This is a genomic window from Arthrobacter alpinus (assembly GCF_001445575.1).
GTDB lineage: Bacteria > Actinomycetota > Actinomycetes > Actinomycetales > Micrococcaceae > Specibacter > Specibacter alpinus_C.
Map to the genome: position 1 here is coordinate 4,273,454 of NZ_CP013200.1, position 22,411 is coordinate 4,295,864.

The following is a 22,411-nucleotide window of genomic DNA, read 5'->3' on the forward strand; positions in this document are numbered from 1 at the left end:
CCGTGGATCAGGATATGGGGAGCCACCGACATAGGGGTCGAAGGCTCAGTGCGGCAGGATCGCTCAACTTGGCGCTGCGTCGCCTGAGGCAGCCGCACTTCCACGGCGAACCCAGTCATCGATCTCGCTTGCCTGAAACTTCCACAGGCGCCCGATCTTGTGGGCAGGCATGCCCTTCTCGCCGATCCATGTATAAACGGTGTCTTTGGTGACGCCGAGGTGAAGGGCGATGTCGTCGGCGGATAGCCATGGCTCGGTCACGTCGATCCTCCCTAGCACTGTGGCCAGGCAGCGGCCATTATCCCCATGCTACCGGATCTAGTCGGGTTTGTTCGGGGGTATCCCGGTATAGGCGGCCAGACTTCGACAACGTAGAAGCTAAGAGACATCGACGCAACTCGTTCAAAACTCAGCAGCCATTGCCCGTGAGGACTACTAACGCCTCTCCCCGCGAGACGAAATTTCAAGATCGTGTCCACCCGCACTGTGGCGAAACAGCTAATGGCACAGTGAATTACGTGATTCGCCATCGCGGCTTCACCCAATGACCGGCGGCACCCACCTATTGTTACGATGTGCGTTTTCCGCAGGTTGGACACTCAAATCTGGCGGCAAGTAATGTGCGGGCACGGTCTCCCAACTGATCACCGGCCGAGTTGGGCCCAGTCGCCCGCCGAACCCAGACGGATTTGTAGTCTCCAGAATCGTTTTAGCCACAGAGGTCACGCGGCCCAGCGCCGACTTGGCAATGTCGACCCTGGACATGGGTTTCCTGTCACGGGTGCAGCGCAGAATTGAGTCGGCTTCGGCCTCGAGAACAGCGTCTGCCCATCCAACTAAGTAAGCAACTGATTGCTCACCGCGGTCTATACCGTGGGCACGTAGAACCACATATGCCACCGACTCAGCCTCGATCTCAGCAAGCCCCCGGTGTTCGGCGCTGCTGCCATATAGGGCTCCGATGGCATCACCCGGGACGTGGAGGGAGGCGTGGGCAAGTTCGTGCGCAAGCGTTGCAACACGATCTCCAGCATCCAGCCAGGACCCAACGCTGATAAGGCGACGTCCGTGGTCGGTGTAGCCGTCTGCCAAGCCTGCCTGTTTCTCCGAGATGACGATGTTGTATCGCGCGTTTCGCGCCACTCCCGTGAGAGACTCCCACAGCTGCGTGCATGAATCCGCCTGGGGTGGCACCTCCACCTGACCGGCAACAGGAACAAGCAAAGGTTCCCCCTCGGTCTGCGACACGTCGAACACAGCTTGACCACGCCAGCCGACAATGCGAGACCTACTTATGCCGTCGCCCGGCTCAGCAAGGACCGGTTCGCGTGCTTCTGAAGCCCTGCCTTGTTCATCGTCAGGTGTGATTCGTGCTGTTCTTGGTGCAATCACATACAGCGCATGTTCACCCTTCAGCACATAGCGGCCATGCCGTTCCCACTCCTTGTAGCCGGCGACCAAGGTCGGCTTCACTGGACCTCGTTGGGCCATTTGCATGGTCAAAAGTGCGACATTACCTCCCGAATACCGCCACATGGTCGCCGAAGCGTCGAGAAGTCGGTACCATTGCTGCGGGTGGTCGACAGCCGCCGCCAGCAGCGCGTAGAGCCCTTCGGTGAGTCCAGCAACGCGCTGCTCGGGACTCGGGTGGGACGCTGGCGGCACTCCCTCGATTCCTTGAACTTCCGTCAGCCATCGTGGAGTTGGTTCTGGTGTAGCTTCCATGGCTTCATTCCTTCGCTACTGACCAGAGTCGGTGGCGTCTGAATCCGCACCACCGGGCGTTCCTGAATTGGGGCGGTTTGCCCCGTCCACTGTCGAATGCGGCAATCCCGTCGTCGCAGGGCCGTCGTCAGGCAATTTGCGCACTGGCGGCTCGCGGTGCTGCTGCAGGCTGACGCATCCAGCCGTCCTGGTCAGGTCCCTCAAACGGGCGATGCTGTGCTCGAGGCGTTCGTGAAAACCCAAGGGGCCGAAACCGCCGTCGTCCTCGGTGTAGGAAGCCTGCTCCGCCCGCTGCAGCGCATACAGCTCAGCCACAATGTCAGAGTGCCGCCACCAACAGTCCGGAATCACGGAGGTGGGCAGGCGGTAGGTTTCCACGAGCCAGCGGACCCAGCTGTCGAGGTGCTTCCACACAGTTTCGGCGGTGCGGGGGTCCATGTCCCGCCACCGGTACGTCATGGGTACGCGCTCGGAGCGCAGTCCACGCGTTGAGCCGAAGAGCAGTGCCGCGAAGTTGTCTTCGGCACCGTTTTCAACGTCGTATTCAAATGATTCGTCCTCGTCCATGGCTAAGACTCCTGTTCTTCTGCGGGGGTGGCCGTTTGTTGGTCGTGTTGTCGTTTGAGGTGGCCGGTGAGTAGCTCGAGCTCTGTTTGCTCCTTTGACCGGCCCAGCTGCGCTGCGTCTTTGCGTCTGTGCCATTCGCGCAGGTCCAGCAGGATGGGGCGGCTACGGCGCCCGAGCATGATGGCAGTCCCGGCCGGGAGGCGGCGGATTTCATGGAGCGGGATCACTGGGGACTCTCTGATTTGCTCGCCGTCTTGGCGTCCTTGTGCGGACCAGGAGCGGGTGTTGAACGTCAATGTCCGCTCCCCGATCAGCCCCGCGAGAGCTCGGAGGTCACGTTCGTCCGAGCCGCCGCCAAAGATGACCTTGATGATGGCCGCATCCCAGATGGTGGCTGCCTCGTCCATTGACCATCCGGAGCGGGCCTGGGACAGGGATTGCAGAACCACCAGTGTGGAGATGCCGATGCCGCCTCCGTCTGAAAGTGCCACTGGCAGGCCTGGCCAGGGAGAGAGGTTGGCGATCTCGTCGAGAATGAGTGACAGCGGTGGATCAAGTCGGCCACCAGCCGAGACGAACGCCATCTCCCTGGCTGCATAGTCAATGTCGTCAATGAGCGCGGACAGGTAGGGGCCTGCGGCGGCGGCGCCACTCTTCGTTCCTATCAAGTACAAGGTGCCGCGTTGTTCGATGAAGGCTTTCGGGTCGAACTGTTCGCCGTTCCCTTTCGGGTTCAGTGCGGCGAGTACCTTCGGTGAGGACAAGGGCGCAGCTGCGGCCGTTACTCCAATCCATGAGTTGGAGGTGTTGCGTGGGTCGTCATCGATGATGCCCATCAAGTCCGCCTGCCAACCCAGCGCAGCCTCTGGTCCCCCAAGTACGGCCAGTGCCTCCCTGGCAAGCACAGGGTTTGATGCCCAGCGGCGAAACGCCGTTACCCCCTCACCCGAGAGTGCCGCAGCGTGCAGCAAACACTGCAGCACTAGCTGCGAACGCTTTTGCCAGGCAGCGTTCTCGCCTTTGAGGGCAACGTCGGCTGAGATAACCAACGCGCGTCGCGTGGCGACGTCGGGATCTTGGCAGCCGCGCACAGGTGACCATCCCAGTGTTGAGGGCAGCCCGGACATTCCTTGCGGGTCGAAGACGGTGACGGGGCGACCATTGGTGGCGCGGGCTTTCATGGTGACAACGAGGTTGTCGGCGCGGGTTGAGGTGGTGACGACAGCACCGGGTGCGTCGAGAATTGCGTTGATGATGACGTACAGGCCTTTGCCGGAACGGGGTGCACCTTGGATGACGAGGGATTCTTCCGTGGAGACGTGGACCGTGACGCCTCGGGATTTTCCGATGGTCCAGGAGACTTCTTCAACTTTGGGGTCTTTGGTTCCCGGGCGGGTGTAGCGGCCTCGCTTCAGCGCAGCTTTGGCGCCAAACTCGCGGGCGATCTCTGCCCGTCTGGCGACGCCGTCGCGGCCCAGGATGTCCTGCCGCAGCCAGGCACCTGATTGCCGCCATGTACGCAATCCGAGCGTGCCTGCGAGCGCAGCTACTGTCAGGACGATCAAGACGGGTGCGATGATGAGCCAGATTTGGCCGGTGCCGATGGTGCAGGCTCCCTGTGCGGGCAGTATCCATTGGATCCGTCCGCTGAGGAGCCCGGGCAGGACGGCGGGGCTGAAGTCCCATGGGGCAGGTGCACCGCATTGTGATGAGTAGGCAAGGTGGGCGGCGGCCTGGATGAGAAGGCTCAGGACGATGTAGATGGACGTTGCGATCAGCCCGATGGAGACTATCGGGTTACCGTCGTCGAGGCCCCGCGACATCAGAGCATCCTCTCGTCTGTGCCGAAGACGGCGAGCTCGTCGGTGGTGACTTCGTTCGCCACGATGAAGGACCTGTTGCCAACCTTCCACAGACCAACACCCTTGGGCAGCTTCTCGACATGCTCGCACTCCGCTTCGGTCAGACCCAGCGCTTCCTTGGTCAGGCGCATTGCGTCGTGCTTTTGTCTGTAAATGACTCTGGTGTCCGCTTCAGTGAGGAGGCCGAGAGCTTTCTGCCGAAGACCGCTGGTGCTGTCGCCAATCTCGTTGAGGTCGGCAATCTTGTGCATAATGAGCAGATTTGAAATGCCATAACTACGGGCCAGGCGCCATTGCTCACTCATTTTTGCGAGCATGTAAGGATCCGCGAGCATTCGCCAGCCTTCGTCATAGACCACGATCCGCTTTGCCCCGTCGGGATTCGTCACAGCAGCTTCCAGCCATGTCGCACCGCAGGCTGCGGCCAAGGACAGGGCCTGTTCCGAGGCACCAATCAGCGCCGAAGTATCCATGACCATAATGGGGGCATCGGCGTCGAAAGCTACGGTTGAAGGCGCATCGAACATGCCTTCAAGGTCACCTGAGACTGTTCTGCGTAGTGAATGTCCGACGCCAGTCCCACCGTTGGGCCCGACGAGTGCGGCTGTCGCCGGGGTGGGGTTAAGCAAGTACTCCAGCACCATGGGCAGTGTCGGCGTGCTGTTGGCAGCTACGGCATCCGTCAACGCCATATCCAGCGCCGTATGTTCCACCGGGCTCAGCGGAACACCCGGACGCATAAGCGAAACCAGAGCCACGAGCAGGTGCCGGCGTCGCTGCCGCACCACGGCCAGCCACTGTGCATCGGACAGCGCGCTGGAGCGGGGGCCGGCGTCGAGCGGGTTGACCCTAGTTGCCCGGCCGGGCCCTACCGAAATGACCTTGCCACCCGGGATGGCGTTGGCAACGGGAACCCATTCTCCTTTGGGATCCGACGCCACAGCTGCTTTGCGTCCAAGGGTGATGGAGCGGGTGACCAGGGACTTCCCGCACATGGACTTGCCAGTGCCCACGGTACCGATGACAACGATGGACGGGCCACTGATGAACCCTTTGTCATACATGACCCACGGGTCATAGCAGAATGCTCCGGAGCCAAACAGGTCGGTGCCGATGTAGGTTCCCTCCGGGCCGAGCCCGGACTCGGTGAGGAACGGGTATGCGGCCGCCATGGTCAGGGTCGAGGCCCGGTGCGGGGACGGGTGAACCCTGTGCGGGCCCCAGAGTGTGGATCCTTCCCGTTTGCCCCAATCCCCGGCCAGACCGCTGCCTCCGGTTTCCGCTGCTCGCTGCGCCCGCAACTCACGCAAGGAAAGCTTGGGCGAGGTGTCCAAGGAACGTTCGCGCCGCCGTCGTGCTTGCCGCTCGCTATGAGTCTCCCCGGCGGGAGCAATACTGACTGAGGCAAGGTGCTTGCTCATTTCAGTCCCCTTCCCAAGGGCAGAGCCCCGGCGATAAACGCTGGCCACTGCTGCCCGGCCATGAGCCGCAACTCGACAAACGCTCCTGCTGCGGCCGATTCAAGTTCTTGCCGGCAGCGGGACAACTCATCGAGGGTGTCGGCTGTGATGGTTACATAGGCTGCGGGGCGGACATCCCCATGACCGGCGACGATCTCCTCCTCACGCTGGGCGACTTCGTCCTCTTCGGCTCGCTGTTCGCGGGTCAGGGGCCGGTCCAAGCGGCCATTGATTCGACGGCGGGTGTCATGTGCTTCCTGCGCCGAACGGATGTCCCGGAGCGCCTGGTCAGTGGGTACCGTCCGGATGACTTGGGAGATGGTGTGCCGGAACTCCCCGACATAGATCAGCGGTTGCAGGAACCCTGGATAGACCTGCTGGCGAGGCCACTCCGCGACCCAAAACGTTTGGTGGAAGCCGGAATCAGTGCGCAGGTACGTCCAATGCTCGTCAGTGGCCATCGGCCCCGGAGAAACAGGCGTGTTGCCCTTGCTGTCTCCTGTTGATGCCGCCCACTTCGCCACGGCCTCCGGATCAAAAGCGCCACGAACCACTGCCGTTATGGCGGTGTCTGACAGCCATTCGGTGACAATCACGCCGTGTGTTTTCAGCCCGGTACTGAAGGCCTCCACCTCGGAACGCAGGACATGCTCCAGACCAGCCATTGCTCCCCCGGCATCCTTGATCCGGTGTCGCGCCTTGGCCGTATCCAGGACGATCGTCATGATGATCTCGTGGCTCATGGCCGATCCGGCAGCTTCAATCAGGTCTAGATATGACAGGTCGCCCCACTGTGCATCTGCGATGCGCTCCGGTGGCACGGAACGCTCATAGTAGGCTCGCAGGGCGCTCGACGGGTAGGGCACGGTGTAGTCCTGAATCGCAATGCGCGCGACGGCAGGCCGACTGGCCATGGACGCTTGAACCCTGGACCAAGATTGGCCGGCGTACGCTTTGTCGTCACTGTCCATCAGGGCAAACGACGTCGTGGTGCAACGAAGCGAGACCATCGCCTCGTTCCCGCCCCGGTCCAGGACGAATCCTTCACCTTTTGTTGTTTTGAAGAGTTCTAGGCTGCCCAGCCCTCCCGGCAACGCCATGGTTCCAGCTTTTTGCGGTTGCTCCGGTCGCGCCAGGTACAGGGTCTCGTTCAACACCGAGCGCAGGAAGAATATTGAGGCGGTCAATGCCCACACCGGGTACGGGATCCTCGCATACTGCAGGACGCCGAACAGCATCAGCCCCGCCCAAACGGGTGCCGTCAGCACGAAGGCAAGGGGCCCTCCGGTCGCTGACGAGAGCGCAGCGATCAGCATTCCCAGAGCAACCAGTGAAAGCTGGTACCACTGCAGTCCCATGAACAGACCATGCCGTTCGTGCCGAGGGAAGCGGACGGGCTGCAGAATGCGGGTGTCTTCAGTCATGGTGACCATCTCCATTGCTGGGAGGATTCTTCGGTAAGTACTTGGACGGGGTAACAGGTCGCGTGGGGTTGACTGGTGCCGAGCGGGGTGGTTGGTTGGTGGGGCCCGCCGGCGGTGTTGGCTTTGGACGGCTAACTGGTGGCACGGCCGGACTGGATGGAGTTTGCCTGGACGGGCCGGTTGGGGAGCCGGGGATCTTGCCCGAGTAGCGGGACGTGCTTGGCTCCCTACCCGATGACGGCGGTGTTGAGGCTGGGCTGCCTGATTGAGTACCCGGCTGGTGTTCATTTTTGGCGGTGCCTGCGTGTCCGCCTTTGGCCGACGGTCCCGGCGGCATAGGCCAGGCCGTTGATGATGCCGACCCGGGCCTCTGTTCTCCTCCGGAAGCCGAACTCTGGGCCTTAGGGCTTGATGCCGATGGTCCCCAGCCTGTGCCGGGTTTCCAATCCACGCCTTACTTGCACCAGCATGCATGGCGGTGGGGCCCAAGTGCGCTGCAGAGTGGCTGGACGCAACCGGCGTCGGCCCTTTACCGCCGACACCTGGCATGTGCAGCTTCCCGCCGAACTGGCGGCCGAGCTGTCTGCTCGTGAAGCTTCCAGCTCGGCTGGCAACATGGCCACCGCCCGCCATTTGCGCGGCCCCCGCAATCTCGCCGCCCGCAAAGCTAACGAGCTTGAGAGCCATTAATGGTGCTGCGCAGGCCAAGACCATTCCGACGGCGCCAGACGCAAGTCCGCTGAACGACGTCGAATCCGCAAAAAGTTTCACGGCAACTGCCAGAACGGTTGCGGCGAGCGGTTTCGCAATCAAAAGCGCAATGACGGTTTCGCACCAAATCCTGGTCCACGATTTTGTTCTTTCCCATGGCAGAAGCATGATGGCCACCGGCGCGACCGCTGCCAAGACAATCAAGGCAAACGACCGGAAGATCATTGAGCACATGAGGATGAACGACAGTATCCACACAACGAGGACGGCGATGGCTGTGACAACAACGGCCCCGGTCGGTCCACCAGTTGTTCCGCTGCTGAGCGAAACGACATCCCAGTCCCGCCCTGAACCAGCTTCCGCCTTTTGGAAGCCGAACAGTCTCATGAACACGACATAGGGATCTTTGCCGAGCGTGCTCAACAGGGCCGTGGAGGCCGAATCCGTAAAGCTGGATAGTTTGCTCATGAGGCCTGTCGCCAGGTAGACCATCGGGACTGCAAGCGCACCACCGAGCAGTGCCCGGCCGATGCGGCGCGGCTGTTGACTGACTAGGCCAGCGATGAGCTGGACGATCATGACAACCACGAGCGGCGTCATCATAACGACAACCCACCAATTGGTTAGGCCACTGACAATGCTCCATTCCGACGCATCAATGTCTGAGACCCCGAATGCGCCAGAGATGAACGACCACATCCACGACGCCATGCTCTCGAGGATGCTGGCGATGTAAGAGGTGACTGAGGCAGCGAAGTCGTCGTTGGCTTGGGAGACGATCCCACAGCCGGGCGGCCACCAGCCACTCAAGTTACATTTGACCGTCGGTAACATGGCCGAGACCTAGAATCCGAGGTTGAACGCGTTCTGCGACCACAGGATGTAACCGTTGATGCCGCCCAGAATGGCGGCCACGGGTCCAGTCCAGAGCAAGATCATTCCGCCGCCAGACGCCAGACGTGAGGACTGGCTGAGCTTGCCAGCCAACAGCATGGCGGCACCGATGATCGCCACGATGGCGATCACGATGAACGCGCCGACGAGGATTCCGCCGCCAATTTCTTTGAGGGACTCGAGGAATGGGAAGTTGGTGTTCGGGGTGATCCCGGGATCCACCGCTGCCAGATACAACATTGTGAACTCCAATCGCTGGTTGCCCACATGCGTGGACGTTTTGTTCACATGCTTCATGGCTACGGGGAGGGAAAACTACATGACCAAGCAGTCGATGCGTCAATTTCCGCCGATTTTCTTGACTATTGCCCGACCGGTCAGATGAGACCACAACGCTCTGATGGGCAAGATGGGTACTGAAGAACCCATCAGCACGTAGGCTGAGCTCATAAAGGATGTTCCGGCGAATGTGGCAGAATTCAATTGCCCAGATCGGTGCCCGACATCCAAGCTAAATGGGGGCCGAACAACCACCATGGTCTGAATATTGGCTTGAGTCGACTGAGAGTAGGTACGCCAACCGTGGAGGCTGATATTCCACATCAAACCGCATCGATTCCAGCAGTCGAAGAAGGTAGCGCGTGGTTATGGTCTCCGCCTGAAGCGATCGTTGCCGAACTACCGTCCACCACGGAGCTCGAATCCCTTCCGCTAGACATGCTCGGGTACCGTGATGCCGAACGACTATTTCTATGCCTACTAAGCTTGGTTGCGGACGTTAGTTTTGCAAAGTCCTACGGCGTGCCTGGCCAGGCGCAGGAAGGCATCGACGTTTATGGTCGCCTGAAGCCCCAAGTTGCGGCTAGGGTCGCTTCGCGTCATAGATTCCCGGCTTTGGAGCGGGACCCTTCTCCGCTAGCTTCACCGACTGAACACCAGCAGTATGTAACCCTGCAATCAAAACGTGTCCAACGCGTGAGCCCAAGCGACATAAAGGATGCTGTTTCGAAGTTTTTGGAAGGTAGTTGGGCTGGGCGTAGCCTCCAGTTCTACTACGCAACTACATTCGATTTCCGAGGCACGGGCTTGGACGAAGCCATTCGTGAGCAAGCGGACCGCCTCGAATCCATGGGGGTCGAATTCATCCCGTGGGATGCAGAGCGAATCAATGAACTACTACGCGATCAACCTCGCTTGGTGGCTAGGTTCTTCGGCGAACAATGGGTCGCACCTTTCTGTGGTCAAGCCCACGCTTCTAGTGTGCCCGATTCCCAGTTGAGCCAAATCGAATTTCGGTTCCTGCGCACCGAGTTGCATTCGTTGTACCAGGCCGCCTTTGTCGCAGTTGCTTCCCTACGACCGAACGACGGCGCTCAGCTAGTCATGCTGGATGCAGTCCCAAGGCCAGAAGATACTGCTGACTACTGGGCCGAAGTTGGTAGCTCTATAGACGCGGTGGTTCAGGATTCCTCGAGCGAAGATGCAGCTAACTCAAGTGAATCGCCGCCTAACGTGTTATCCGCTACATACCGCTCGAGACGCTCCCTGCGGTCAATCCGTCTCCTCCTGAGTGACCGACGTGGCCTCCCTGAAATCAACGGTGCCATGCCGGCAGATGACTGGTTCGCAGGGGGAAATCGCAACTTGCTTATCGGAGCCCCGGGCGCCGGAAAATCCAGCCTATTGCGATACATTGCAACAGACCTATTGGCCGATGAGCCAACCTCAGTTGCCATGCAGCGAAGCCACGGTGATCGACTCCCCGTATGGCTTCCCTTCGGGTTCCTTTGTCATCACCTCGATGCCAACGATTCGAATTCCTTGGCAACGGCTGTCGAAGCCTGGCTTACAAGCCACGCGCGGCCGGACCTCTATCCCCTCGTAGCAAGGGCCCTCGAAGATGATCGCCTACTTCTTCTCATTGACGGTATCGATGAGTGGACCACAGAATCGACTGCAGGCAATGCGCTTGCGAAATTGGAGACATTCCTCGGACATACAGAAGCCGCGGTTATTCTCACTTCGCGCCCTTACGCGGTGGCACGCCTTCCTTTTAATCTGATCTGGCGCAAAGCTGACCTAGCTCCTCTTGACTCAGGCCAGCAGTTCCTCATCGCGCAACAACATTTAGTACCCGGCAATTACACGAGAGAATCAGAATCACCAAGCGTTCATTCGTGGTCGAAATCAAACGTCCAGCCGTTCATCGCCCAGATTTCGGCCGTTCCTGAACTGGAAGCCTTCGCGAGGACCCCCCTCCTGCTCGCTCTGTTAGCACGGATATGGCGGGGGGAGCCGTTGCCTGGCCGCCGATTCGATCTTTACGACCTCATCATCAGGATGTTGGTCGATACACACCCCAAGATGCGCGCTCGTGCATCTACCGCCGCCACCCGGCCACTCCATTCTAAAGATTTCCTTGTCCTCATCCAGGCGGTGGCGTACAGACTAAAAGTTGACGAAGTTCCGCATCCTATCCCTGCAAAGACGATGCAGAAGTTTATGGTGGATGCTCTCGCCGATGAGGAAATACTCGGCTACGACAAACGCGACGCGTACCTGATTGCAGCATGTGCCATGGAAATGGCGGAGGATGAATTTGGTCTTCTAGTCCCTCAAGGTGCGAAGCACGTCGGATTTGTCCACCGAATAGTGGGGGACCATCTTGCCGGCCGCCATTTGGCAGAACTATCCACAGAAATCCAACTCGACGCTTTCGTTGAGATGCACGGCGATCCCGCTTGGTCCGATGTGCTGCTTGCTGCCCTCAACTCGCAACCGAACAAGCATATTGTCGCTCAATTCGTCGATTCCATTGTCAATAGAGCGACAACTTCACGAGCGGAACCTTGGCCACGAGGCATCGAGGCGTCGCATGCAGTTTGGGAGTTCATCGGCGCCACGCTCGCTTCGGACGTGAACTTAGCACCGAGGAAGACCCGGGAGTTACTCGGCTTTGTCGTGGACGAAATCGAATCCTCGCCGTTCCTTTCCTATCGCGCGTCGCTCATCTCGATTCTTGTCGATGCCGCAGTGATCCCCTCCAACTGGGGAGATCTGCTCCCCATATTCCGTCGCTGGCTGGATGTGACACGACCCAACCCCAGTGAGGCCGTGTGGGCCATGGCTGAGCTGCCGGAGGAACTCAACGATAGAGTCCGCAAGATCACTATTCAAAGCATGCGACATGAGGATAGTTCAGTTCGTTCCGCGGCAGTAAAGACGTTTGCAGTGAGATACGGGACTGTTCGCTCGACAGGCACGGAGGTCTGCTCAGCCAACAATCGGCCGGTGGACGCCGACTTGGTCGAGGTTATTAGGTCCGGCCCTGATGCCCGAACACAAACAGCGGCCCTAATGGCGCTCGTCGATGGCTGGCCCGAGGATGAGGTTACATGGGAGCACGTCGAATGGGCTCGCACCACATCGAAATCGAATCTACGTACAGGAGCCTTGTTCGCAATCGCCAATCGTGATCAGGTGACTCCCTTGCGAGAGCTCTTTGATGCAAGAGATTTCGGCTTCGTGATGAACTATTTGCGCCATGAAAGGGAACTTGTCGACGACCATGATTGGACCGCGATGAACTCAACTCTTGTCACGCGAGCTGTCACCGAGTCGTCAGATGAGCAGAAAGGCGAATTCGCCGAATTTGCCCTCACGACCCTTCGCCAACGACCCCTCGGTGAGGGAAACCGGCAAATGTGCTGGCAGCTGGCCTGCGGTCCTCTCAACAGCCACAATGAACTTCGAGATTGGGTTATCGGGGAGCTAAATCCTGAGGACGGTCGCACCCCCTTGGTGCTCTACAACCTAAATCTGATTCCCGACGCGTGGCTCGAACATGAACCAATGGTCAGGGCCCTCACCGACCAAGCGGATACACTACTGCAGCGGTCCTGGCGAGGCTATTTCGAGCTCTCCCGTAGGCTGCCCGCCGTACCCGTGCGTGACGCCCTAATGGGAGCATTGAATGGATTCCGTCCGATTAGGGCTGCGCGAGAACTAGTTGAACGGTTCGGGCAAGACCCAAAAGTCGTCCAAGAAATCGAAAATCGCTTCGAGGCAGATGAAAGCGCATCCGCGCTTGCACCGATTGCGATCAAGTGCCTCGGCCCCAAGTCTGGTTTTGCGCGCGTCTACGAACTCCTGAGAAGTTTCAACGTGCGGAACCCGGAAACTGCGGACGAACCACATGTAGTCGTTGCCGTGGCGGTGGCTCAGGGCTGGTACGAGCTAAGGCAAATAGCCAATCAGACAGAAAACAACCCGCTCATTGAACCTGGGCTGGCCGCGAGCATACTCAAGGAATACAACGAGAAGGACGTGGCTGCCGCCTGCATGGCTGTACCCACGAGGAAGGGCTTGGGGTGGCACATCTCTGAAATCATACGCACTTGGCCAAGCCATTGCATTGACTACACCCTTGAGGTACTCCACCGAAGCGACCACATCACCAACGGGCTCGCTGACCCCATTCATTCCATGGCCTTGCGCGCCCACGCAAACCAGCCAAGCCCAAGGTCTGCTGAAGTGCTTGAGCTTGCTATCGACCTGCTCACCCCATTGCCCCCTGAATTACGCGAAGTTTTGGCCCACGATCTTTGTCGCGCATCCATAACTCCTGCCCAACTCATCCAAGCTGCCCACACATGGATGAACGATCCTGATCAGGGGGTGCGTCGAACAATTGCAGTGGGTACCACTCAAGCATTCCTTAGCGAATATCAACAGGGTGACTACCCATCTCCTGAATTCGCCAGCTGGAAAAATTTGGTTCGAGCTCAGCTGTGTGCGTACGGGCCAAATTACGAAGAAGACCGCCAGATCGCTTGGATTTGCATGCTCCTTCTTAGGGCACCTGAACTCCTTGACGGACAATTCGAGACCGTTGGTGAAGCAACGCCGCCTGCAGTACGCCTGACCGATGTATTCGGAAATCCGGATGAGTTGTTGGTCGATCTGATCCTCCAAGAATGGGACCTACTTTCACGTCACCTCGGAGAGCCTCCTCTTCAGCGGCTCTCAAGTGCACGCGCAACGACCGAAACCGATGAGAGCAAGGTACTCCTCAACCTCATGGCCGCAGTTTCAGTTTCCCCGGCCTTCGCCGAATTTATTGAGCAGAGAATCGCTGCAGAGGAATCCAAAGATACGATCAGCAGCACACGCCAACTGGTTTCGACAACGCCAGGATATGTGGGTCACCTCATCGCTACGCAGGGTCAGACTACCGCTAACTACCGTCGGGTCTTCAAGGCTTCGTGCGAAGGATCAAACGGCAACCACTTCAGCAATCGCGAACGTTGGGCTTTTACTCATCTGATCGATCATTGGGACATAACAGACGCGGATAAACAAGCAATCCTTCGCCAGGCTGAAACAACGAACGACGGTTCGAGCGATCACATGCATTCCGATGGACTAGGCGAATTCGGGGATGGCTCAGTGGCCCGAGCCGCTCATGATGTCCTTTATCCGCACAGTAACGTAGCTCAACGTCGCCTTCACCTGCTGATCCAGTGGTTTGGCCAGTCCAGTTCCGCACAACCCGACTCTGAGCCGTTCACATGGCTGGAAGCCATTGTTTTGACTTTCATGAGCACGCCGGCTGAACACCTCCCACTGCTAATCGAACGCGTCTTTCATCTACGTAGGCTTGAAGTCTCCCGTGAGCCGATGTGGAAATTCACTACGCCGCTGCTGCGGCGGCTTGCAACCGATGCGGAAGCAGTAGAGTCCCTCATCTCCGCTCTCAATGGTCTACCGTCGATCGAATCTTCGCCACTCTTCAACGACCCGGCCCTGGTTCCGGGGCAGGAACTTGCCGCTGCCACAAGGCGGACGTTCCTCTTTGCGCGTTTCCTCAAGGAAGCCGGAAAGCTCACATCGGAACATCTCTCCACTGCTATCGCTGGTCTTCGTACGGGAGATCCTCGTACAGTTGTTGCCGATCCCTTTGCCAGTTGCGCTGGCCCCGTTTCGACTCTTGGCGCAGCCTTAACAGATGGCCTGACTGACTAGCGCCAATCCCATAGACCGCCATAATTCCACGCTCTGTACCCCCTAGGTCTGACCGGTTAATCATGGGATGACCCGAAAGTACGTCGACGTACTGTTCCACGACACGGGATGCAGAAGTGTGCCCGCAGCCGGGTTAAGTGCGCTGTACATCATCCCGTTGCCAGCATAGATGCCTACGTGGCCCCAGTGATTCGGGCCATCTGGATTCTGCACAACCAAGTCACCCGGCTGAGGGTCGGTGGTGGGCGTTCCCGCTGTCCACTGTTCCGTCCGGGGCAGCTGAATTCCGGCTTTCCCGTACACCCATTGGACGTACCCGGAGCAGTCCCATGCTTTAAATGCTGTTCCGCCCCAGACATACGCGCCACCGACTCCTTCCTGGGCGTAGGCGAGGATTTCACGCCTGAGCAGACTCAAATCAGAGGGTATCGCGGGCTGGGAGACGTCAGTTGTGTCGGGATTGCAAGCAACCGGCGCAGTTGATGCCCCAAGCCCCTCCAAGATTGCTTCAGCTTCAGGCTGCCACTTGGCATACCGCTCCGGAAACGCAGATCCCTGGACCGCTTGGGCAGCTGCGCCTTTATCCAGCCCCTGCCATCCCGGTATATCCAAGAGACCCCGCGGTGATCCACGGTTGGGCCCCTGAGGCCCACCATAGAAGGCTTCGGCGTTGTAGGCCGGTTGCATGAGCTCCTCCACACTCCCCCACCCCGCGGACGGGCGCTGCTGAGCACTGCCAACGGAATCATGGTCGCTGCCGACGCCGTCGTGGGGAAAATTCAGGGACTCGGGCACTGAAGCGTTGGCCAACATCTGCATCCCCGATTCTTGGAACCCCATCATCAACGCAATCACAATGCCGCCGTTTGGCACGCCCCTCGCTCGGCCGACAGCAATGTAGGTCTTTGCTACCTTCGTTTGGGATTCGCTCAGTTTGGTCGGCGCTTGATCCGGCACCGGAATGGATACAGCCACACCCGGACCAACGGCAGCAACAGTGCACGCCGCCGTCGATCTTTGGGATGCGAAGGCCACCAATGCGATTGAGCCGCAAAATCCCATGACACAGCACAACACCAACGCGCTACCTGCCGCGCCGATTAGTCGCAGCGCTGCACGTTTCTTGACCAGCCCCAAGAGGAGCGCCGGGGCTGGCATCAGTAGACGATTCTGTCGGGGGACGCGTAGAACGCCACCATTTCACAGCGATTGGCTGGGGCAGTCACAGCAGGCGGACAGTTCACGACAACGCTAATGGGCGCCGTGTAGCTGTTCGTACCCGAGGTTGCATGCTCCGTCACAGCCAAGGTCACCGTACAGACATGCAGTCCTTCCCATGGCGCGGGAAATTGGACAAATTGTGCCAGTTGCTCGTCGCACGTGTTCGTCTCTACCTTGGCCGTACGATAACCATGCGCACCGGTGAGAGACGCATATGCTGCCGCGTTGGTCCCTGTGGCCTCGAACTGGTCGGCAAAAACGGTCAAGGGATTCGAGCCGTCGGGAAGCACATGCCACCAGGCTCGTATCCTTCCGTAGGTTTCCGAATAGGTGTCCTTGCGCGTATCCCACGTGTAAATGGTGGCAGCCGCTGTGGTGGCCAGATGACGGAAGTCCAGCGTGACAGGTTCATCGACAGAAACGAGCTGCGGGTTTGGCGGCGAACTTGTAGCCGGTGACACCGCGGCAGTCGGCGCAGCAGATGACGGTGAGATCGCGGGCGGACTCGGCGGAGCCTGACTATTTCCTTCAGGCGCCACTGCTGGGGTTCTGAGAGATAACACCACTGCGATTCCGGCCACAGCCAGAACTGTGGCTAGCAAGAGCAGCCAAGCTCGTCGTCGGCTTGGCCTGCCCCTGGATGTCAGCCATCTCGTGTTCATGCGTCCACCTCATCGCTGCACTACTGCTCAGGCGGCGGAAACTGCGGAAGGCATAAGACTCAGCCGCTTTTCAATGACCGAGCCTTCCACCGAGGTGCCAGCCCGAAGTACTTCCTCCGCCGCCAGGATAAGGTCGCGTACCAATCCGACTTGAACCTTGACGTATCGCACGCTCACACCAGACTTTTCCGCGACCTGTGAAACTGCGGCAGCACGGGCCTGCTTGAGCACCGCCGGCATGACTACGTCGCTGGCGATGAGCCGGAACAGCGGCGTCGGCAGGACAGCAACGGTGGCACATCGCAGAGCCGCCAGATCGTCAATCTGATGCGGTTCAACGTCCAGTGCGTGGCTTACGGTAAGTGCCATCTGGCGCACCACGAATATGGCGTGCCAGCGCGTCCGAGACGACGCGTCCATGGTCACCTCCGCAGCGGGCTGGTCCTTCCATTCAGACAGGCTGCTCACGGCCAGGTCCCAAACGTGTTCGGGCACATGTGTCTTGACGAGTTGGAGAATCTCCAAAGCCCAGAGGCGGTTGATGGACTGCTCCTCAACGCTCGACACCTGCATGTCCATGACCCTGTTGATGGTGGACCCAAACTGCCCATCCAGCGACAGCGCGGACTTAGCAATACTCCGCCGTGAGTGATGAGCACACAGGTTGCAAGCGATCCCCTGCACCCACGCATCAAACTTCACCCCCGGAACTGCCTGGTAGCTCCCGCGAATTGTCCCTCGCCAGGCGGCGAACCTAATATCCTGCAGCACATCGTCAACATCGCTACTGAGACCAAACCTGCCCAAGTGAATCTTCACGTAGGGCCGAACGCCTTCGACGGCCCTCATCAGCTGATCGACGGGAATGTTGTAATCAGGGGGACGGGTGAAGGCCGGATCCGCCGTGATGGTGCCAAATGTTTCAAAAGTTTCGCTGGTCCTGAGACCCATGATGATCACCGCTTTGTGGATTGCTGGACTATCAAGTGCGACGCCGTTGGGCGCTGCTTGGAGAACCTTGCGGGCGCCTTTGGCGGCGACAAGATCGTGCCGGCGGGAGCCGGACCCAGCGGGTTGGGCGTGGTCAACAATCGCGGACAACCCTCTTTAAAATGTAATATTTCTATTGTGCAAGTATCAAAATAATATTGTCAAGGGGTCAGTCTTACACTGTTGACAACTATGGGGCAGAATGAAGACATGGCAAGAAACACTCATCCAAAAGTCAGGGATTGGTCACCCGAGGCTGAGATTGCCATGACCACATTCGGCAACCGAACGCGCAATGAGATCATTCTCTATTTGCTTGAGCACGGCCCGGAGCCCCGTGGGGAAATTGTCGCCAATGTGGACGCCAGTGATGCCAGCATCGCCAAGCACTTAGTACTCCTGGAAGACGCCGGAATCGTAGGTGCCGATGTCGAACCAGGGCGCCGGCACGGCCGCGCACCAAGATACTTCGTCAACCCCGATCGCATTAAGGTTCTTTTCGAGGCCCATCTTCAGTATTTGACGACTCCAAAGCCGTAGTTCGGTCATCAGGTGCGGGGATGCCATGATTCAAAAACTCTGCGATCGCGTTCAAGGTTTCCGGTGTAACGTCATCCAACGTACGTGCGGCGAAGGCCTGGATCCGGGCAACCCGCAGCGCTTTGACGAATTCAAGCCGGGCCTGGATATTCTCGGGAAGTTCGTTGGAATCCAAATCGAGCAGATATGACGGATCAACATCGAACATGCCACAAATGGCCGTCAAGACCGTCGCATCCTTAACCAGGGGCCCGGTGCCATCCTTCATGTAAAACCATCGGGCACGCGACATGCCCACGCCGCGTGCCGCTAGTTCGGCCTTGATCTCAGGAAAAAGCACTGCAGAACCGCGCTTCTCTGCGGCGGCGTCCAAGAGCAGGTTGATGCGCTTACCCATGACCACCTGAGGTGTTGGTAGCTCGGATACATTGCCGTCGCGCCCAGCGTTCAAGACGGACTCCTCACGATGGCGGGACCGGCTGGCCAATAGAAATCGGCCGCACCGTTTTGTCACCTCCAGTATTGTCTGCAGCGTCCAGCCCTGCAAGGGATCGTTAAATCCTCTTGCCTACCTCTGACACGAGCACCAATTCAGCACTGGCACCGGCCCCCGGCACACATCCCTGAATTTCAGCCGCCGTAGCAAAAGCGGCCAGCGCCGCGGGGTCCAGGACACATTCAAGATCAGGATGGAAGCAAACTTCAGTCATCGCATCACAGAGCGCGCCAAGAAACGACGCTTACTCACTTGGGCTTCTTGTCCAGTGCCGATTCACGCGCATGATGGATGCAGCCTTCACAAAGGCCTCGAATTGAGGATGCTCATTCGCGGGTTCCACCTTCTTGCCACTGCAGCCAGGATGCCCTTTGACCACGCATCCATTTATCTCGGTCATGTCGTTTAGTCACATTTACACCATGGTTAAGTGAGAGTAGATTTTTCGTTAGACAGATCCAATCTGCGCGCGACGTGTGCGCTGCCGGGGAGCGTTTCCATGGAACCTTCAATTTTGATGAATCTGAGGCGTGGCCGAATCGTCCATATGTTGGCGAGCCTCGGGCCTGCAACCGCCGAAGACCTCGCTATCGCGCTGTCCACAAATCAAGCCACGTTAATCAGGGAACTCAGCATCCTGTCAGACGCCGGCATCATCCGCGTTACTAGATCACCTACCGTCGATTCCCGGCAAATATTTGCCGTGGACCCACCCGCAATTGCAGCCGAAATGGCACAGGCGCGCCAATTCTTTTCACCCTGGCTGTGAGCCGGGGAGACCTCGCAAAGATTGCGGTCACGTAGTAAAAGTCATTTCCAGCCATGGTTAGGTATCGAATCCATCCTTCCGGCACTCAGCCGCCGGCAAGATTGAAGGCAAGGTACCGACATGAGCATCTCCACCCAGAACAGCCGTCACATCGATTCCGACACCACTCAGTGGCTCTCCCCCACGGAGATCTGCAGCGAATTGCAAATCCCACTGCAGACCTTCTACCAGTGGCGCGCGAAGGGCATCGGTCCGCATGCCTACCGGATCGGTCGTCACCTGCGCGTCAGCAAGGAAGACTTTGAAGCTTGGCTCTCGCTCCGGTCGGATCCGTAAGCTCTGCGGGATCGACGGCATCATCATGGCCAGATTGCCCATCCCTTTGGGAAATTGGGGTGTTATTCAGACAAAGCGGATGACACCCCATTCTTGGCGCGCCCGCGCCTATTATCGCGATATGGATGGTGTGCTGCGGCTGGTTGAAGCACGTGGTACTTCTTCCGCGGATGCCCGGCGCAACATCCAAATCAAGTTGAAGGAACGTCAGACTCCTCGCTATGGATTAGTCACAGCAACTGACCGGATCAACAAACTCATTGAGGTTTTTCTGGTTGAAATGGAAGCCTCCGACAAAGCGGATCGGACGAAAGACAAATACTCGTATTGCGTCAAAAAATACATTAAGCCTGCCCTCGGCTCGGTTCGTATCAGCGAAGTTACCTCTGGCGTAGTCGACCATTTCATCCGGACACTGGTCACAGATGTAGGCTCCTCCACCGCCAGATCGTGTGGTGCCGTGCTGTCGTGGATGTTCAAGGTGGCACTCCGCCACGACGCAGTGCAGGTCAATCCGGTGGTCGGCGTTTCAATCCCCAAGAACTCAACAGCAAAACCCAAGGCGCTCGATATGACGCAATATGGTGACCTACGCAGAAAGCTAATTGCGTGGGAGCGGGCACCTGCCCTCGGCCGACCTCGCATGCAAGATCTCCATGAAATCGCGGATTTCCTCGTTGGCACAGGGCTGCGCCCAGGCGAACTCCTCGCGCTTCACTGGGAGGACATCGACCTCGACTCGGAGCCGCCCACAGTGTCGATCAATGCCACAGTTATTAGAACCTCCAGCGGCGGTGTTCGGATCCAAGACCATCCGAAATCCAGACACGGCGTCCGCCGTCTGACTCTCCCGGCTTATCTCGTCCTCGAACTTCGCGAGAGGATCAAGCATCAGGAAAGCACCAGTTCACCAAATCCACTGAATCTTGTCTTCCCGTCATCCACAGGAACGCTCTGCGATGCAAACAACGTCGGCAAAGTCTGGCGCAAGGCCGCAAATTCCATCAGCTACGACTGGGTGACATTCAGGACACTGAGGAAGTCAAACGCAACCGTCATTGCCAGAACGATGGGCGCGGAAGCTGCTGCGTATCAGCTTGGGCATTCAAAGATCGCTATGACCCAAGAGCACTACATCGAGGAATATAAAGACGCTTTGGATACGCGCGCTGTTCTCGACGGCTTCGGCTCCCCCCTGGCCATCGAAGCGAAGAAGCCGCTTCAAGCGGGGCAGTCCGAAGCCTCCGACTCGGACGCCATGGGATGATTCGTTTTGCCGCGCTGAGGCTCAAAATCTTCGACGACTGTCGGCAAACAGCGGTAATCAGCGGACCCTCAACAGCAAAAAGAAGCGTCAATTTAATGAGTTTTTAATGAGTTAAGTTGAAAATGGCCCCTTTCGGGGCCATTCTCACTTCCAAAATCCCTGTAAATCCGGGCTTTTTGGGCCCCCTATCAGATTCGAACTGATGACCCCCGCTTTACAAGAGCGGTGCTCTGGCCAGCTGAGCTAAGGAGGCAAACGCAATCAAGCGCTTCACAAGGTTACCGCAGGAGCACAGAAAACAAAAAACCGGCTCCCCCAGGTAGCAAAGCCACCCGGGAAAGCCGGTTTCACGCCGTCGTACAAACGCCAGCAACTGCGAGCGCGGCCCGCGAGCGAGCAGACAGAGACTTACTTCTTAGCCGCCAAGATGCGTGCTGAGAAGTCGTCGAACGATTCAGTGGAAACCCACTGCTCGCCATCCATGAATACCGTGGGCGTCGAGGCCACGCTGTGGGCCGAGGCCAGCAACGTGGTGTGCGCCTGGTACGGGCGGTACGTCTTGTTGTCAACGCAGCTGGCGATGTCGCCCACGCCAACTTCAGTCGCGTACTTCACCAGTGTGGCGTTGTTCAGCCCCTTGCTGTTCTCTGCAGGCTGCTCCGCGAAGAGCTTGTCCAGGTAGGCCTGGTACTTATCCGGGGAAACCTCGGCAACACACGCTGCCGCTGCGCCCGCACGTGAGGAGTAGTTGGTTCCACCGGAGAGGCGGTCCAGGAAGCCCAGTGAGCGGTACTCAACGGTAACCTTTTTTTCGCTGGCAAGAGCCTTCAGCTTCGCACCGTATTTGGTCTCGAACTGGTTGCAGAACGGGCACAGGAAATCGAAGTAGATCACGGTCTGCACGGGCTGGCCGGCAGCGCTTGCCTTGATGCCGATCTTGTCCAGATCGGTAGCCTTCTCAATCTTCTCCGTGGGAAGCGCCGGAACCGTGTTGATGTCAACAGTGGTCTCGGTGGTGGTCGGCTTCACCACCGCACCGTCCTTGCCCAAAGTGATGCCACCGTAGGCGTTCATGTTCGTCGGCACCGGACCGGTCTCCGCCACAGGCTCATTGGACTTCTGCGTGTTAATAACAATCAGAGCAATAATGACGATGACCGCCACAGCTGCAAGCAAAACACCGCCACGGATCAGCCAGCCATTGCGCTTTTCCTTCTTCAGCTGAGCATCGCGAATAACCTTCGCCTGCTCGCGCGCCTGTGACGTGCGCTCTGCCTTACTTAACCGCGGTTCGTTTTTAGAGCTCATAATTCCTCAAGTTCTTTGGGCATGAAAAAAGCCGTGGTACGGCCGGTTATGGCTAATCTTAGGAGACGAACCTTGGAGAAGTCCGAATGATGACTCTCCTCCCCCAAAGAGACTCACTATGACGACGCGCACGCCCACCAGATAAGCTGGCATCA

At 58.5% G+C, this 22,411-nt stretch carries 18 protein-coding genes, 1 tRNA gene and 1 pseudogene; 6 read left to right on the forward strand and 14 right to left on the reverse strand.

Annotated features, from left to right (window positions below; all coding sequences use genetic code 11):
• Positions 1-63 precede the first annotated feature (63 nt).
• From AS189_RS18925 to AS189_RS20935, 6 genes are all read right to left on the reverse strand, one after another.
• Complete coding sequence (locus AS189_RS18925; RefSeq protein WP_062292555.1) at positions 64-261, reverse strand: helix-turn-helix domain-containing protein; 198 nt, start codon at positions 259-261, stop codon at positions 64-66.
• Between the two features lie 276 nt (positions 262-537).
• Positions 538-1,725, reverse strand: coding sequence for an ArdC-like ssDNA-binding domain-containing protein (locus tag AS189_RS18930; RefSeq protein ID WP_129587353.1), 1,188 nt, complete (start codon positions 1,723-1,725; stop codon positions 538-540).
• Between the two features lie 15 nt (positions 1,726-1,740).
• On the reverse strand, positions 1,741-2,292 hold the full coding sequence (locus AS189_RS18935; protein WP_062292561.1) for a hypothetical protein: 552 nt from the start codon (positions 2,290-2,292) through the stop codon (positions 1,741-1,743).
• A 2-nt stretch (positions 2,293-2,294) separates the two neighbouring features.
• On the reverse strand, positions 2,295-4,115 hold the full coding sequence (locus tag AS189_RS18940; RefSeq protein WP_062292564.1) for a type IV secretory system conjugative DNA transfer family protein: 1,821 nt from the start codon (positions 4,113-4,115) through the stop codon (positions 2,295-2,297).
• On the reverse strand, positions 4,115-5,575 hold the full coding sequence (locus AS189_RS18945) for a hypothetical protein (protein WP_062292568.1): 1,461 nt from the start codon (positions 5,573-5,575) through the stop codon (positions 4,115-4,117). Before AS189_RS18945 ends, AS189_RS18940 begins: the two co-directional genes overlap by 1 nt.
• Complete coding sequence (locus tag AS189_RS20935; RefSeq protein WP_237759928.1) at positions 5,572-7,038, reverse strand: SCO6880 family protein; 1,467 nt, start codon at positions 7,036-7,038, stop codon at positions 5,572-5,574. The genes AS189_RS18945 and AS189_RS20935 overlap by 4 nt, the downstream gene beginning before the upstream one ends.
• Before the next feature lie 501 nt (positions 7,039-7,539).
• Here AS189_RS20935 and AS189_RS20940 point away from each other — a divergent pair.
• Positions 7,540-7,728 carry a hypothetical protein gene (locus AS189_RS20940; RefSeq protein WP_062292573.1) on the forward strand — a complete coding sequence of 63 codons (189 nt, stop codon included), beginning with the start codon at positions 7,540-7,542 and terminating at the stop codon, positions 7,726-7,728.
• A 63-nt stretch (positions 7,729-7,791) separates the two neighbouring features.
• On the opposite strand, the pseudogene AS189_RS21380 reads toward AS189_RS20940, so the two are convergent.
• Both AS189_RS21380 and AS189_RS18965 read right to left on the reverse strand, forming a co-directional pair.
• Positions 7,792-8,583: pseudogene (locus AS189_RS21380) on the reverse strand (type IV secretion system protein); the annotation flags it as partial.
• 9 nt (positions 8,584-8,592) lie between these two features.
• A complete protein-coding gene (locus AS189_RS18965; protein WP_104111952.1) occupies positions 8,593-8,883 on the reverse strand; it encodes a hypothetical protein in 291 nt (96 codons plus the stop codon).
• A gap of 846 nt (positions 8,884-9,729) precedes the next feature.
• On the opposite strand from AS189_RS18965, the gene AS189_RS18970 reads away from it, so the two are divergent.
• Positions 9,730-14,667 (forward strand): NACHT domain-containing protein, encoded by a 4,938-nt coding sequence (locus tag AS189_RS18970; RefSeq protein WP_160320880.1) that lies wholly within the window; start codon positions 9,730-9,732, stop codon positions 14,665-14,667.
• Positions 14,668-14,727: 60 nt separating this feature from the next.
• Here the strand turns inward: AS189_RS18970 and AS189_RS20950 are convergent, their stop codons facing one another.
• From AS189_RS20950 to AS189_RS18985, 3 genes are all read right to left on the reverse strand, one after another.
• Positions 14,728-15,825 (reverse strand): C40 family peptidase, encoded by a 1,098-nt coding sequence (locus AS189_RS20950; RefSeq protein WP_062292586.1) that lies wholly within the window; start codon positions 15,823-15,825, stop codon positions 14,728-14,730.
• Positions 15,825-16,349 carry a hypothetical protein gene (locus tag AS189_RS18980; RefSeq protein ID WP_062292589.1) on the reverse strand — a complete coding sequence of 175 codons (525 nt, stop codon included), beginning with the start codon at positions 16,347-16,349 and terminating at the stop codon, positions 15,825-15,827. Before AS189_RS18980 ends, AS189_RS20950 begins: the two co-directional genes overlap by 1 nt.
• 228 nt (positions 16,350-16,577) lie before the next feature.
• A complete protein-coding gene (locus AS189_RS18985; RefSeq protein WP_062292592.1) occupies positions 16,578-17,651 on the reverse strand; it encodes a hypothetical protein in 1,074 nt (357 codons plus the stop codon).
• 99 nt (positions 17,652-17,750) lie between these two features.
• Here AS189_RS18985 and AS189_RS19700 point away from each other — a divergent pair, with 99 nt between their 5' ends.
• Positions 17,751-18,080: an ArsR/SmtB family transcription factor gene (locus AS189_RS19700; RefSeq protein ID WP_160320881.1), complete on the forward strand. Its 330-nt coding sequence runs from the start codon at positions 17,751-17,753 to the stop codon at positions 18,078-18,080.
• Here AS189_RS19700 and AS189_RS18990 read toward each other — a convergent pair.
• On the reverse strand, positions 18,028-18,531 hold the full coding sequence (locus AS189_RS18990; protein WP_062292595.1) for a hypothetical protein: 504 nt from the start codon (positions 18,529-18,531) through the stop codon (positions 18,028-18,030). The two genes, AS189_RS19700 and AS189_RS18990, sit on opposite strands and share 53 nt — an antisense overlap.
• Before the next feature lie 544 nt (positions 18,532-19,075).
• On the opposite strand from AS189_RS18990, the gene AS189_RS18995 reads away from it, so the two are divergent.
• The 3 genes from AS189_RS18995 (at position 19,076) to AS189_RS19005 (ending at position 20,948) form a co-directional block, all read left to right on the forward strand.
• The gene (locus AS189_RS18995) at positions 19,076-19,345 is read left to right on the forward strand and encodes a helix-turn-helix domain-containing protein (RefSeq protein ID WP_082634447.1); all 270 of its coding nucleotides are present in this window, start codon (positions 19,076-19,078) and stop codon (positions 19,343-19,345) included.
• A 120-nt stretch (positions 19,346-19,465) separates the two neighbouring features.
• On the forward strand, positions 19,466-19,681 hold the full coding sequence (locus AS189_RS19000; protein ID WP_062292601.1) for a helix-turn-helix domain-containing protein: 216 nt from the start codon (positions 19,466-19,468) through the stop codon (positions 19,679-19,681).
• A 25-nt stretch (positions 19,682-19,706) separates the two neighbouring features.
• Complete coding sequence (locus AS189_RS19005) at positions 19,707-20,948, forward strand: site-specific integrase (protein ID WP_160320882.1); 1,242 nt, start codon at positions 19,707-19,709, stop codon at positions 20,946-20,948.
• A gap of 179 nt (positions 20,949-21,127) precedes the next feature.
• On the opposite strand, the gene AS189_RS19010 is transcribed toward AS189_RS19005, so the two are convergent.
• Positions 21,128-21,201 (reverse strand) — tRNA-Thr (locus tag AS189_RS19010).
• Positions 21,202-21,356: 155 nt separating this feature from the next.
• Positions 21,357-22,256 carry a DsbA family protein gene (locus AS189_RS19015; RefSeq protein ID WP_062292606.1) on the reverse strand — a complete coding sequence of 300 codons (900 nt, stop codon included), beginning with the start codon at positions 22,254-22,256 and terminating at the stop codon, positions 21,357-21,359.
• Positions 22,257-22,411 lie beyond the last annotated feature (155 nt).

Excerpts from the sequence above, each read along its gene's own strand:
- AS189_RS18930 (WP_129587353.1), bottom strand. The coding sequence starts at position 1,725 with ATGGAAGCTACACCAGAACCAACTCCACGATGGCTGACGGAAGTTCAA.
- AS189_RS18935 (WP_062292561.1), bottom strand. The coding sequence starts at position 2,292 with ATGGACGAGGACGAATCATTTGAATACGACGTTGAAAACGGTGCCGAA.
- AS189_RS18940 (WP_062292564.1), bottom strand. The coding sequence starts at position 4,115 with ATGTCGCGGGGCCTCGACGACGGTAACCCGATAGTCTCCATCGGGCTG.
- AS189_RS18945 (WP_062292568.1), bottom strand. The coding sequence starts at position 5,575 with ATGAGCAAGCACCTTGCCTCAGTCAGTATTGCTCCCGCCGGGGAGACT.
- AS189_RS20935 (WP_237759928.1), bottom strand. The coding sequence starts at position 7,038 with ATGACTGAAGACACCCGCATTCTGCAGCCCGTCCGCTTCCCTCGGCAC.
- AS189_RS18965 (WP_104111952.1), bottom strand. The coding sequence starts at position 8,883 with ATGTTGTATCTGGCAGCGGTGGATCCCGGGATCACCCCGAACACCAAC.
- AS189_RS20950 (WP_062292586.1), bottom strand. The coding sequence starts at position 15,825 with ATGCCAGCCCCGGCGCTCCTCTTGGGGCTGGTCAAGAAACGTGCAGCG.
- AS189_RS19700 (WP_160320881.1), top strand. The coding sequence starts at position 17,751 with ATGGCAAGAAACACTCATCCAAAAGTCAGGGATTGGTCACCCGAGGCT.
- AS189_RS18995 (WP_082634447.1), top strand. The coding sequence starts at position 19,076 with ATGGAACCTTCAATTTTGATGAATCTGAGGCGTGGCCGAATCGTCCAT.
- AS189_RS19000 (WP_062292601.1), top strand. The coding sequence starts at position 19,466 with ATGAGCATCTCCACCCAGAACAGCCGTCACATCGATTCCGACACCACT.
- AS189_RS19005 (WP_160320882.1), top strand. The coding sequence starts at position 19,707 with ATGGCCAGATTGCCCATCCCTTTGGGAAATTGGGGTGTTATTCAGACA.
- AS189_RS19015 (WP_062292606.1), bottom strand. The coding sequence starts at position 22,256 with ATGAGCTCTAAAAACGAACCGCGGTTAAGTAAGGCAGAGCGCACGTCA.